Source organism: Pseudodonghicola flavimaris, from assembly GCF_030164425.1.
Lineage (GTDB): Bacteria > Pseudomonadota > Alphaproteobacteria > Rhodobacterales > Rhodobacteraceae > Pseudodonghicola > Pseudodonghicola flavimaris.
In genome coordinates, this window is record NZ_JASNJD010000008.1 from 52,200 (window position 1) to 64,772 (window position 12,573).

The 12,573-nt window shown below is 65.6% G+C and carries 11 protein-coding genes; 6 read left to right on the forward strand and 5 right to left on the reverse strand.

All coding sequences use genetic code 11. From position 1 onward, the window contains the following. The first annotated feature begins 89 nt into the window (after positions 1-89). Positions 90-2,396, forward strand: a complete 2,307-nt coding sequence (locus tag QO033_RS12415; protein WP_284481298.1) for an ATP-binding protein — start codon at positions 90-92, stop codon at positions 2,394-2,396. A gap of 18 nt (positions 2,397-2,414) precedes the next feature. Here the strand turns inward: QO033_RS12415 and QO033_RS12420 are convergent, their stop codons facing one another. Next, positions 2,415-3,008, reverse strand: a complete 594-nt coding sequence (locus QO033_RS12420; protein ID WP_284481299.1) for a gamma-glutamyl kinase — start codon at positions 3,006-3,008, stop codon at positions 2,415-2,417. Between the two features lie 193 nt (positions 3,009-3,201). On the opposite strand from QO033_RS12420, the gene recA reads away from it, so the two are divergent. The 3 genes from recA to QO033_RS12435 all read left to right on the forward strand — a co-directional run bounded on the left by recA (position 3,202) and on the right by QO033_RS12435 (position 7,435). Next, positions 3,202-4,281: a recombinase RecA gene (gene recA / locus QO033_RS12425; protein ID WP_284481300.1), complete on the forward strand. Its 1,080-nt coding sequence runs from the start codon at positions 3,202-3,204 to the stop codon at positions 4,279-4,281. A 208-nt stretch (positions 4,282-4,489) separates the two neighbouring features. Continuing rightward, positions 4,490-7,144 (forward strand): alanine--tRNA ligase, encoded by a 2,655-nt coding sequence (gene alaS / locus QO033_RS12430; protein WP_284481301.1) that lies wholly within the window; start codon positions 4,490-4,492, stop codon positions 7,142-7,144. A 3-nt stretch (positions 7,145-7,147) separates the two neighbouring features. Then, positions 7,148-7,435, forward strand: a complete 288-nt coding sequence (locus tag QO033_RS12435; RefSeq protein WP_284481302.1) for a DUF1330 domain-containing protein — start codon at positions 7,148-7,150, stop codon at positions 7,433-7,435. Between the two features lie 52 nt (positions 7,436-7,487). Here the strand turns inward: QO033_RS12435 and QO033_RS12440 are convergent, their stop codons facing one another. Both QO033_RS12440 and tkt read right to left on the reverse strand, forming a co-directional pair. Beyond that, on the reverse strand, positions 7,488-8,069 hold the full coding sequence (locus QO033_RS12440; protein ID WP_284481303.1) for a VOC family protein: 582 nt from the start codon (positions 8,067-8,069) through the stop codon (positions 7,488-7,490). A gap of 128 nt (positions 8,070-8,197) precedes the next feature. Further along, the gene (gene tkt, locus QO033_RS12445; protein ID WP_284481304.1) at positions 8,198-10,222 is read right to left on the reverse strand and encodes a transketolase; all 2,025 of its coding nucleotides are present in this window, start codon (positions 10,220-10,222) and stop codon (positions 8,198-8,200) included. A 302-nt stretch (positions 10,223-10,524) separates the two neighbouring features. Between tkt and QO033_RS12450 the strand changes: the two genes are divergently transcribed. Further along, complete coding sequence (locus QO033_RS12450; RefSeq protein ID WP_284481305.1) at positions 10,525-11,361, forward strand: coiled-coil domain-containing protein; 837 nt, start codon at positions 10,525-10,527, stop codon at positions 11,359-11,361. Next, complete coding sequence (locus QO033_RS12455; protein ID WP_284481306.1) at positions 11,361-11,762, forward strand: cell division protein ZapA; 402 nt, start codon at positions 11,361-11,363, stop codon at positions 11,760-11,762. The genes QO033_RS12450 and QO033_RS12455 overlap by 1 nt, the downstream gene beginning before the upstream one ends. Positions 11,763-11,860: 98 nt before the next feature. Here the strand turns inward: QO033_RS12455 and grxD are convergent, their stop codons facing one another. Continuing rightward, the gene (gene grxD, locus QO033_RS12460; protein ID WP_284481307.1) at positions 11,861-12,223 is read right to left on the reverse strand and encodes a Grx4 family monothiol glutaredoxin; all 363 of its coding nucleotides are present in this window, start codon (positions 12,221-12,223) and stop codon (positions 11,861-11,863) included. A 35-nt stretch (positions 12,224-12,258) separates the two neighbouring features. Beyond that, the gene (locus tag QO033_RS12465; protein WP_284481308.1) at positions 12,259-12,501 is read right to left on the reverse strand and encodes a BolA family transcriptional regulator; all 243 of its coding nucleotides are present in this window, start codon (positions 12,499-12,501) and stop codon (positions 12,259-12,261) included. Positions 12,502-12,573 lie beyond the last annotated feature (72 nt).

The following is a 12,573-nucleotide window of genomic DNA, read 5'->3' on the forward strand; positions in this document are numbered from 1 at the left end:
AGATGGGCTTAACCGCTATTCCGCCAAAAGAGCAGATGTAGTTCAATCCGAATCCCAGAAAGTCCGACACATCGGACGGAGCAAGACCCGTGACCAGCCGCCCGATTGCCGTCAGAAATCTGTTTCAAGCCGCCGCCCCGGAACCGCCCCGGGTGCTGGGGGTGTTGCTGATCGCGCTGTGTCTGGGGGCAGGCGGGCTGTTCCTGGCGCCCGAGGGGCTGCCGCGGATGGGAATGCTGGTGTCGGCGGTGACGCTGGCGCTGGTCTCGGTCGTGCTGGGGGTACAGCGGATCAGCACGCGGCGCGGGCTCGATCTGGCGAACGATCTGCTGGAGGGCTTCATCGACAAGGATGCGGTTCCCAGTTTCGTCGCCGATGCCGAAGGCCATGTCCATGCCCGCAACGCCGCCGCCGAACAGCAGTTTCCCGAAACCGCCAACGGCACGCTGGCTGGGACGCTCCGGTCGATCTTTGCCAATCCTTCGGCGGTGCTCTACCGGTTGCAGAACCGCGCCGCGCAGACCGGATCGGCGCGTGAAGACCTGGTGACCCGGCGCGGCCATGTGCGGCTGGCGGTGCATCAGATGGGGCAGGAGGGCTATCTCTGGCGGGTCGAGGACATGTCGGAGCGGCCGCATTCCGCCCGCGGAGCCGAAACCCTGCCGGTGCCGGTGATCACGCTGGGCCGCGCCGGCGCGGTGCTGTTCATGAACGAGGCGGCGCGGCAGCTGGCCGGCCAGCGGGTCAAATCGCTCGACCGGCTGTTCCCGGCGCTGCCGGTGCAGACCGGTCAGGTCAATGTGATGTCGACCTCCGAAGGGCTGCGTGACGTGTTGGTGGCGGAATTCACCGGCACCGCCGGACGCAGCGAACTGTTCCTGTTGCCGGTCGACGGTCAGGTCGGCGAGGCGCGCGCCTCGGGCTTCGACACGCTGCCGGTGCCGATGCTGAAACTGGCGCCCTCGGGCCGGATCCTCGCCGCCAACCGCGAGGCGGTGGAGCTGCTGGGCGGCCCGGTCGGCGCCAATGCGATGCTGGGCGGCTTCATGCAGGGGCTGGGCCGGCCGATCCCGGACTGGCTGCGCGAGACGGTGCGCGAGGCCGGCTCGAACCCGTCGGAATTCCTGCGGCTGACGCGCAAGGATCGCGAGACCTTCGTGCAGGTCAGCCTGAGCCGGGTGGTGGAGGGCGGCGAGCCGATCCTGATCGCGGTAATGAACGACGCGACCGAGCTGAAATCGCTGGAGGCGCAATTCGTCCAGAGCCAGAAGATGCAGGCCATCGGCCAGCTGGCTGGCGGCATCGCGCATGACTTCAACAACCTTCTGACCGCGATTTCGGGCCATTGCGACCTGCTGCTGCTGCGCCACGATCAGGGCGATCAGGACTATGGCGATCTGGTGCAGATCCGACAGAACGCCAACCGCGCCGCTGCGCTGGTTGGCCAGCTGCTGGCCTTCTCGCGCAAACAGACGCTGCGCCCGCAGGTTATCGACCTGCGCGACACCCTGTCCGACCTGACCCATCTGCTGAACCGGCTGGTGGGCGAGAAGGTGCGGCTGACGCTGTCGCACGATCCGGTGTTGCGGCCGATCCGCGCCGACAAGCGGCAGCTGGAACAGGTGCTGATGAACCTTGTCGTCAACGCCCGCGACGCGATGCCCCAGGGCGGCGATATCCGGATCGAGACCGAGGTGGTGACGCTGGAGGCGCCGCTGGAGCGCGACCGGGCCACCGTGCCGGCGGGCGATTACGTCACCGTGCGGGTGCGCGACGAGGGCGTCGGCATCCCACGTGACAAGCTGCAGGCGATTTTTGAGCCGTTCTATACCACCAAGCGCACCGGCGAGGGCACCGGGCTGGGGCTGTCGACCGCCTATGGCATCGTCAAGCAGACCGGCGGCTTTATCTTCGTCGATTCCATCGAAGGCTCCGGCACCGAATTCACCCTCTATTTCCCGGCCTATGAGCCGGTGGAGGAGGACCAGCCCGCCCCCGTGGCGCAGGTGGAGCCGGAGGCACCGAAACAGGGGGAGGGCGTGGTGTTGCTGGTCGAGGACGAGGCGCCAGTGCGCGCCTTCGCCTCCCGTGCGCTGCGGCTGCGCGGCTATACCGTGCTGGAGGCGGAATCGGCGGAAGACGCGCTGAAGATGCTGGAGGACCCCGATCTGGTGGTCGATGTCTTCGTCACCGATGTGGTGATGCCGGGCATGGACGGCCCCAGCTGGGTGCGCAAGGCGCAGGAACTGCGGCCCGACGTGCGGGTGGTCTTCGTCTCCGGCTACGCCGAGGGTGCGTTGGACGCGGACGGGCCGGAGGTGCCGAATTCGGTGTTCCTGCCCAAGCCCTTCTCTCTCACTCAGTTGGCCGAAACTGTCTATGAGCAGATGCACTGAGCCGGGCGCGGCGGCGCCTCAGGCGATCGAGTCGTAGAGCGCGAATTCCTCGGCGCATTTGCGGCGCAGCTTCTCCTCCACCCGTGGCGACAGGCTGAGCGGCATCTCGGGCGAGACATTCTCCCGCGCGGTGGCAATCTCCATGTCCAGCCGGTCCTGCAGGAAGGCCCGCAGCCGGTCCTGCGCCTCATAGCGGAACAGGTGCATGACCCGGGTGCCGTTGGGCCGCGGTTCGAGGAACTTGGCCTGGCTGCCGACCCGGGCGAACCCCGGCGGATCGCCCTTGGCATAGGCCTCGACGAAATCGTCGAAGCTGATGTCATGGGTCGAATTGGGCTTGCCTGCCATGAACGGGCGCCGGCGATAACGATACCAGCTGCCGAGCCAGCTGATCGGTTCGCGCATCACCGCCAGCGTTTCCATCTCCGCATGACAAACCTTGTCGAACATCGGCCGGAAAAACCGGTTGTAGCGGTAGACAGGGGCGTGTTTCAGCTCCGGTGGATCGGAGATCACCATGTCGGCCCGATCGCGCAGCGCGCTTTCATAGGCAGTGGTGCCGGTCTTGGGGACCGAGAGGAAGACAAGCCGTTCCTTATAGAAAACAAGCATTTATATCCGATCCTTTCGCGGCCGGCGATGGTTCGTCCCGGGGCGGGACCGCTGTCAGTAAAATAGAAAAGACCGGTGGCGCGCAAGATTTCCGTTGAAATGTTCCACTTTTGTGCTCATAAAGAACAAGGCGGGAACAAACACGCGATTGCCGCCCGCTGGCGGGTGTGACAAACATAGGGCGAACGGGACAATGGCGGATCTTTTGACGATGAGCAGCAAGAACGACAAAACCAGCGCGGACAAGCAAAAGGCGCTGGACAGTGCGCTGGCCCAGATCGAACGGCAGTTCGGCAAGGGGTCGATCATGAAGCTGGGCGGCGAGAACGCCATTCAGGAGATCGAGGCGAGTTCGACCGGTTCTCTGGGCCTGGATATCGCGCTGGGGATCGGTGGCCTGCCGATGGGCCGGATCGTCGAAATCTACGGGCCGGAAAGCTCGGGCAAGACCACGCTGACGCTGCATTGCATCGCCGAACAGCAAAAGCGGGGCGGCGTCTGCGCCTTTGTCGACGCCGAACATGCGCTCGACCCGCAATATGCCCGCAAGCTCGGCGTCGATCTGAACGAACTGCTGATTTCGCAGCCCGACACCGGCGAACAGGCGCTTGAGATCACCGATACGCTGGTGCGCTCGGGGGCGGTCAACATGGTGGTGGTCGACTCGGTCGCCGCACTGACGCCGAAATCCGAACTCGAAGGCGATATGGGCGATTCCAGCGTCGGCGTGCAGGCCCGGCTGATGAGCCAGGCGATGCGCAAGCTGACCGGCTCGATCAGCCGGTCGAACTGCATGGTGATCTTCATCAACCAGATCCGGATGAAGATCGGCGTCATGTTCGGCAGCCCGGAAACCACCACCGGCGGCAATGCGCTGAAGTTCTATTCCTCGGTGCGGCTGGATATTCGCCGGATCGGCGCGATCAAGGACCGCGACGAGGTGGTCGGCAACGCGACCCGGGTGAAGATCGTCAAGAACAAGGTGGCGCCGCCGTTCAAGCAGGTGGAATTCGACATCATGTATGGCGAAGGCATCTCCAAGATGGGCGAGCTGCTGGATCTGGGTATCAAGGCCGGTGTGGTGAACAAGGCCGGCGCCTGGTTCAGCTATGGCGACGAGCGCATCGGCCAGGGCCGCGAGAATGCCAAGCAGTTCCTGCGCGAACACAGCGCCATGGCGCTGGAGATCGAGGACAAGATCCGCGCCGCCCACGGGTTGGAGTTCGACATGGCGGCGCAGGACACCGACGGCGACGACATCCTGGAGGCCTGAGCGCGTCCCGGTCGGACAGAGGGGCCTGGTCCTTCGCCAAAGATCGGACTGGCAGTGACAGACAGAGGCGGGGCAGCGGTCCCGCCTTTTTTCGTTGCCGCCTCCGTTCGCCTTCTGCCGCAGTTTCGGGCAAGCGGGAGTGGACAGGGCCGGGGCGGGGGGATAAACCTGCGCGGAAACCGCATAACTGGCCGTCGAGAACCCTAAAATGCCCACGCTGAACGAAATTCGATCGACGTTTCTGAACTACTTCGCGAAACAGGGGCACGAGGTCGTGCCCTCTGGCCCGCTGGTGCCGCGCAACGACCCCACCCTGATGTTCACCAACTCCGGTATGGTGCAGTTCAAGAACCTGTTCACCGGCCTTGAGCACCGCGATTATAAACGCGCCACCTCGGCGCAGAAATGTGTCCGCGCCGGCGGCAAGCACAACGACCTGGACAACGTCGGGTATACGGTGCGCCATCATACCTTCTTTGAAATGATGGGGAATTTCAGCTTCGGCGATTATTTCAAGAAGGAGGCGATCCCCTTCGCCTGGGAACTGGTGACGCGGGAATTCGGCATCGACAAATCGCGGCTGCTCACCACGGTCTATCACACCGATGACGAGGCCTTCGAGATCTGGAAGAAGGTTGGCGTGCCGGAGGATCGGATCATCCGCATCGCCACCTCCGACAACTTCTGGCAGATGGGGCCGACCGGGCCCTGCGGCCCCTGCACCGAGATCTTCTACGATCATGGCGACCATATCTGGGGCGGCCCTCCGGGCAGCGCGGAGGAAGACGGCGACCGGTTCATCGAGATCTGGAACGTCGTTTTCATGCAGAACGAACAGTTCGAAGACGGCAGCCTGCGCGAACTCGACATGCAGTCGATCGACACCGGCATGGGGCTGGAACGGATCGGCGCGCTGCTGCAGGGCAGCCACGACAACTATGACACCGATCTGTTCCGCGCGCTGATCGAGGCTAGCGCGGAGGCCAGCGGCGTCGATCCCTTCGGCGATCACAACGTGCATCACCGGGTGATCGCCGACCACCTGCGCTCCACCTCCTTCCTGATCGCGGATGGGGTGATGCCGTCGAACGACGGGCGCGGTTATGTGTTGCGCCGGATCATGCGGCGGGCGATGCGCCACGCCCATCTTCTGGGGGTCAAGGACCCGCTGATGTATCGGCTGGTGCCGGCGCTGGTGCGCCAGATGGGCGAGGCTTACCCCGAGCTTGGCCGGGCGCAGACGTTGATCGAGGAAACCCTGCAGCTGGAGGAAACCCGCTTCAAGCAGACGCTAGACCGCGGGCTGAAACTGCTGGACGAGGAGCTGGACAAGCTCGACGACAGCGCCGCGCTGCCGGGCGATGCTGCCTTCAAACTCTATGACACCTATGGCTTCCCGCTCGACCTGACCCAGGACGCTCTGCGCGAAAAGGGCCGCAGCGTCGATATCGAAGGGTTCGATGCCGCCATGGCCGAACAGAAGGCCAAGGCGCGCGCCGCCTGGGCCGGTTCGGGCGAGGCCGCGGATGCCACCATCTGGTTCGAGGTGGCCGAGAACAAGGGCACGACCGAATTCCTCGGCTATGACACCGAAACCGCTGAGGGGCAGATCCTCGCGCTGGTGAAGGACGGGGAAGAGGTCGCTGCGGCCAGTGCCGGCGACAGTCTGCAGATCGCGCTGAACCAGACGCCGTTCTATGGCGAATCCGGTGGTCAGGTCGGTGACACCGGCACCCTGCGGACCGATGGCGGTGTGGCGCGGATCATCGATACCCGCAAGACCGCCGGCGTCTTCATCCATTTCGCGGAAGTGGTCGAGGGCACGATTTCCACCGGGGAGGGCGCGCTGCTGGAGGTCGATCAGGACCGTCGCGCGGCGATCCGCGCCAATCACTCCGCCACCCACCTGCTGCATGAGGCGCTGCGCCAGGCGCTTGGCGATCACGTGGCACAGCGCGGCTCGCTCAACGCGGCGGATCGGCTGCGGTTCGATTTCAGCCATGCCAAGGCGCTGAGCCCGGAAGAGCTGGCCCAGGTCGAGGCGGAGGTGAACGATTACATCCGTCAGAATTCTGCGGTGGAAACCCGGATCATGACCCCGGACGATGCCCGTGAGCTCGGCGCCCGGGCGCTCTTCGGCGAGAAATACGGCGATGAGGTGCGGGTGGTCTCGATGGGGGTGCTGCCGGGATCGGGCAAGGGGGCGGATCACGCCACCTATTCGCTGGAGCTCTGCGGCGGCACGCATGTCAAGCGCACCGGCGATATCGGTGAATTCGTCCTGCTGGGCGACAGCGCCAGCAGCGCTGGCGTGCGCCGGATCGAAGCGCTGACCGGCCCGGGGGCGGAGGCCTATGTCGCCCGGATGCGCGGCATTCTCGCCGATCTGCAGGGGGAGCTGAAGGCGGCGCCGGAAGAGCTGATCGACCGGGTGCGGGCCGATCAGCACCGTATCAAGGAGCTGACCAATGAGCTGGCGCAGCTCCGGCGCGAGCTGGCGATGGCCGGCGGCGGCGGTGCGGCGCCCGAGGCGAAAGAGATCGGTGGCGTCAAATTCGTGGCCCAGGTGCTTTCCGGCGTGACCGGCAAGGACCTGCCGCCGCTGATCGACGAACACAAGGTCCGCATCGGCTCTGGCGCGGTGCTGCTGATCGCCGATACCGGCGGCAAGGTTGCAGTGGCGGCGGGGGTGACCCCGGATCTGACCGACAAGATCAAGGCGCCCGATCTGCTGCGCCCGGCGGTGGCCGCGCTCGGGGGCAAGGGCGGCGGTGGCCGGCCCGACATGGCGCAGGGCGGCGGCAGCGATATCACCCAGGCCGATGCGGCAATCGCCGCGGCCGAGAAAGTGCTGGAGGGATAACAGATGGGCGCACTCTGGATCGCGCATGTGACCGTGACGGACGAAGAGGCCTATGGCAAATATGCCAAGCTGGCCGGTCCGGCGATTGCCAAGCATGGCGGTGAATTCATCGCCCGTGGCGGCAATTATGTGCAGCTGGAAGGCAAGGAGCGGCCGCGCAACGTGGTTGCCAAGTTCCCGGACGTGGATACCGCGGTGCGCTGCTATCACTCGCCTGAGTATCAGGAGGCGCTGAGCCATGCGCGCGGCGCCTCGGAACGCGAATTGCTGGTGGTCGAAACCAGCGAATGACCCCTGAAGGGTGCGGGCCGGGCCCGCGCCCTGTCGCGCCGGGCGCTGCAGCTCAGAACGGGTTTCTGGCGCTGCGGTCGTCCGACAGGCTCTGCTGACGGCGTTCGACCAGCGCCTCGATCGCATCGGCCAGATGCACTTCCTCGATATGATCGTCGCCCCGGCCGGTGCGGATGCGGTGCGCCTCGATCATCACATCGGCATGGCTGCAGCCGAAGGGCGGCTCGAACTTGTAGCAGGCCAGTTCGATTAGCATGCCGAGCGGATCCTTGAAATAGAGCGAGTCCATGAAACCGCGGTCTTTCGGCCCGAAGTAATGAATCCCGCGCGCCTTCAGCCGCGCCTCCGCCTGGGAAAAGCTGGCGTGCGAGACGTTGAAGGCCAGATGGTGGACACAGCCGGGATCGGTGGCGGTGCGGTGGCGGTCGCCGGGGCGGTTCTCATTGGTGAAGATGGTGATCAGCCGGCCGTCGCCGGGATCGAAATAGAGGTGGCTGTCGCCGGGATTGTCCAGATTGGGCTGTTCGAAGACGAAGGGCATGCCCAGCACCCCCTCCCAGAAATCGATGGAGGTCTGGCGATCCGCCCCCATCAGCGTGATGTGATGCATACCCTGTACCTGAATCTTGCGCATGTCCGGCCTCCTCTCTGGTGGCCGACAGCCTAGCGCATCGATGCTCTTCCCGCAGCCCCGTTGTCCCGCAAACGCGAAGAGGGGCCTTGCGGCCCCTCTTCAACGATCTCTGGTCTCCATGGCGGCGCTTATTTGCCCAGGAGCGCCTTGACCTTGGCGGCGGTCGCCTCTGCGGTGATGCCGAATTTCTCATAGAGCACATTGGCCGGGGCGGAGGCGCCGAAGCCCTCCATGCCGACGAAATCGGCCTTGGCCTCGCGACCGCGCTCGCCCAGCAGCCAGCGGTCCCAGCCACCGGCACGCACCGCGGCCTCGACCCCGACCCGCACCGGACCCGCCGGCAGCACCTTGCGGCGGTAGGCTTCGTCCTGTTCGGCGAAGAGCTCCATGCAGGGCATGGAGACCACGCGGGTGCCGATGCCCTCGGCCTGCAGCAGGTCGCGGGCCGCCATGGCGATGGAGACTTCGGAGCCGGTGGCGATCAGGATCGCCTCGCGCTTGCCTGTCGCATCCGCCAGCACATAGGCGCCTTGGGCAGTCAGGTTGTTGATCTTGTGGTCCAGCCGCAGGGTCGGCACCCCCTGGCGGGTCAGCGACAGAACGCTGGGGGTTTCCTTGGCGCTCAGCGCGATTTCCCAGGCTTCGGCGGTTTCCACGGTGTCTGCGGGGCGGAACACATAGGTGTTGGGCGTCGCCCGCGAGATCGCCAGATGCTCCACCGGCTGGTGGGTCGGCCCGTCTTCGCCCAGACCGATGGAATCATGGGTCATCACGAAGACGGTGGGAATGCGCATCAGTGCGGCCAGACGCATTGCCGGGCGGGCATAGTCGGTGAAGGCCATGAAGGTGCCGCCATAGGGCCGCACGCCGCCATGCAGCGCCATGCCGTTCATCGCCGCCGCCATGCCATGTTCACGGATGCCCCAATGCACGTAGCGGCCCTTGCGGTTCTCCGGCATGAAGATGCCGAGATCGGCGGTCTTGGTGTTGTTCGACCCGGTCAGGTCGGCAGAGCCGCCGACAGTTTCCACCATCAGCGGGTTGACCACCTCCAGCACCTTTTCCGAGCTGGCGCGGGTGGCCAGTTTCGGTGCGGTTTCGGTGATCTGCTTCTTCAGCGCGCGGATGGTGGCCGACAGCTTTTTCGGCACCTCGCGATCATAGGCGCGGGTGAATTCGGCCTGCTTGCGTTCGGAGAGCGAGGCGAAGCGCACGTTCCAGTTGGCGCGTTCCACCGCGCCGCGCTGGCCGATGGCCTCCCACTGCGCCTTGATGTCATCCGGGATGACGAAGGCGGGTGCGGTCCAGCCATAGGCGGCCTTGGCGTCCGAGATCAGCTGCGGATCGGTCAGCGCGCCATGGCCCTTGGAGGTGTCCTGGGCCGAGGAGCCGAGCGCGATATGGGTCTTGCAGGCGATCATCGACGGCTTGCGGGTGGCCTTGGCCTTCTCGATGGCGGCATCGATGGCTTCGGGGTCATGGCCGTCGATGTCCTGCACATGCCAGCCGGAGGCGCGGAAGCGGGCGATCTGATCGGTGCGGTCGGCCAGATCGACGGTGCCGTCGATGGTGATGTTGTTGTTGTCCCAGAAGACGATCAGACGGCCCAGTTGCTGGCGGCCGGCAAAGGCGATGGCCTCCTGGCTGATGCCCTCCATCAGGCAGCCGTCACCGGCGATGACATAGGTATAGTGATCGACCACCTTCTTGCCATAGCGCGCGCGCTGCAGTTCCTCGGCCATGGCGAAGCCGACGGCGGTGGCAATGCCCTGGCCCAGCGGCCCGGTGGTGGTTTCGATGCCTGGCGCGTGGCCGTATTCCGGGTGGCCGGCGGTGATCGCGCCCCATTGGCGGAAGTTCTTGATCTGCTCCAGTGTCATTTCCGGGTAGCCGGTGAGATAGAGCAGCGAATAGAGCAGCATCGAGCCGTGGCCGGCCGAGAGGATGAAGCGGTCGCGGTCGGGCCAGTTCGGGGCCGCGGCGTCGAACTTCAGGTGCTTTTCATAGAGCACCGTTGCCACGTCGGCCATGCCCATGGGCATGCCGGAATGGCCGGAATTGGCGGCGTGAATGGCATCCAGCGTCAGCGTACGGATGGCGGCAGCCTTGTTCCAGTGGTCGGGATGGGCGGTGCGCAGGGCGGTCAGATCCACGGGAGGAGTCCTCGGACGTTATGGAGCGAATGAGCCGCTCAATATCAGCCGGGGGCCAAAGATCAAGTTTTGTACGGTTTTTCGCGGGTTTCACATAAGGTCAACCGGCCAAGTGCTTGAAACCAAAGGGGGGGTATTTTGCCCCTTGTTTGGGTAGACTAAGGCTGACCGGGGGCCGGCGCGATTCGTCGGACGCGGAACGGGGCATGCGGGGTCGTCGTGACCGGGGAGGCCCCGGGGGAAACGTGCGCAGCGCACCGGGGGCCACCCGGGCGAGAGGCGCGCAGCAGAAGGTAAGAGGCATGAGCCAGATAGAGGAATTGGAAAGCCGGATCACCGCAGCGATGGCCCGCATCGGCGTCGGCCTCGGTGCGCTGAGCGCGCAGGCGTCCGAGCGCGCCGCCGCGGATGTCGATCTGGCCAGCGCGCTCGAGGAAGAGAAGCTGGTCACCGCCCAGCTGGAGGAGCGGCTGAAGCATCTGAAGGATCGTCACGCCGAGGAGATGGCGGCGCTGCAGGCCGAACTGGAGGCTGCCGGCAGCGCCGAAACCGCGGAACCGTCGGAAGAGGCGGCGGCAGAGATGGAGGCGTTGCGCGCCGAGGTCGCCACGTTGCAGGCCCGGTTGGCGGAGACCGCCGATCTGGAGGCGCTGAGCGCTGAGCTGGAGACGCTGAAGACGGCGCTGGCCGAGGACGGCGCCGAGGCGGAGGCGCTGCGGGCCGAACTGGCCGCGCTGAAGGCCGACCGCAGCGACAGCGCCACGGAGGAGGCCCTGCGCGCCGAGATCGCGGCGCTGCGGGCCGAGATCGCCGAGCGGCCCGGTCCGGAGGCCGTGGCCGATCTGGAGGCCCTGCAGGCGGAGATCGCGCATCAGGCGGAAATGGCGGCGCGGCTGGATGTCGATGTGCAGAGGCTGCGAAAATCGAACGAACAACTGCGTGAAGCCAATGCCGCCCTGCGCGAGGCCAATGAGGCCGGCGTCGGGGAGCCCAGCCTGATCAACCGTGCCATGCTGGCCGAGCTGGAGGCGCTGCGGGCCACCCAGGCCGCCGATGCGGCGGAGGCTGGTGCAATCCTGTCGCGGCTGGAACCGCTGTTGTCGCATGCCGCGACCCGGCCGGAAGGGGAGGACAACTGATGCCCGAAGTGACCATTCATATCGGCGGGCGCGGCTTCGACGTCTCCTGCCAGGAGGGCGAGGAAAGCTATCTGCATTCCGCCGCCAAGATGCTGGATGACGAGGCGCGGGTGCTCTCCGACCAGATTGGCCGCATCCCGGAGGCGCGGATGCTGCTGATGGCCGGGCTGATGCTGGCCGACAAGACCGCCGCGGTCGAGGACCGGATCAAGGAGGTCGAGGCGCGGCTGGCCGAACGCGAGGCCGAACTGGAGGCGCTGCGCAATGCGCCGGCGCCGGAACCGGAGCGGATCGAGGTGCCGGTGGTGCCGGCCTCGGTCACCGAGACGCTGGCCGAACTGGCGGCTCGGGCCGAGGCGCTGGCCGATGAGATCGAGGAAAAGGCCGGCGCCGAGAGCTGAACCGGCGGGCTGCAAGACCCAGAGACCCGGAAAAAAGCCTGCGGGAGGGATGCTCCCGCAGGCTTTTTTGTCACTTCGGCGGAAGGGCCGCGACGCGCTCAGGCGTTGGCTTCGCGGATCTTCTCGGCGGCGTCCTTGTCGTAGGTCACGCCCTTGTCGTCGAACAGCTGATCCAGCTCGCCCGACAGGATCATCTCGGTGACGATATCGCAGCCGCCGACGAATTCGCCCTTCACATAGAGCTGCGGGATCGTCGGCCAGTCGGAGAAATCCTTGATGCCCTGGCGGATGTCGGCATCGGCCAGCACGTTCACATCGGCGTAGTCTACGCCCATGTAGTTCAGGACCCCGGCCACACGCTGGGAAAAGCCGCATTGCGGCATGTCCTTGGTGCCCTTCATGTAGAGCACCACGTCATTGGCGGAAATCGTTTCCTGGATACGGTCTGCTGCGTCGGTCATTTCGCGCGTCTCCTTGCGGCAGGTGGATGGATGGGTCAGTCGGGGGCTTTGGTGGTCAGCGCCAGCGCGTGCAGATCGCCGTCCGGTCCGTCCATCTTGCCCTTCAGCGCCGCATAGACGGCGCGCTGCTGCTGAACCCGGTTCTGGCCCCGAAAGCTCTCGTCGATCACCTCCGCGGCCCAGTGATTCCCGTCGCCGGCCAGATCGGTGATGGTGATCTGGGCAGAGGGGAAGCTGGCACGGATCAGAGCTTCGATTTCGTGGGCTTGCATGGCCATGCGGGGTAACTCCTGTTGGTCTCGTGACCAGATGTAGGATGCAAGGGCACGCCGCGCAAGCGCGGCGCACCC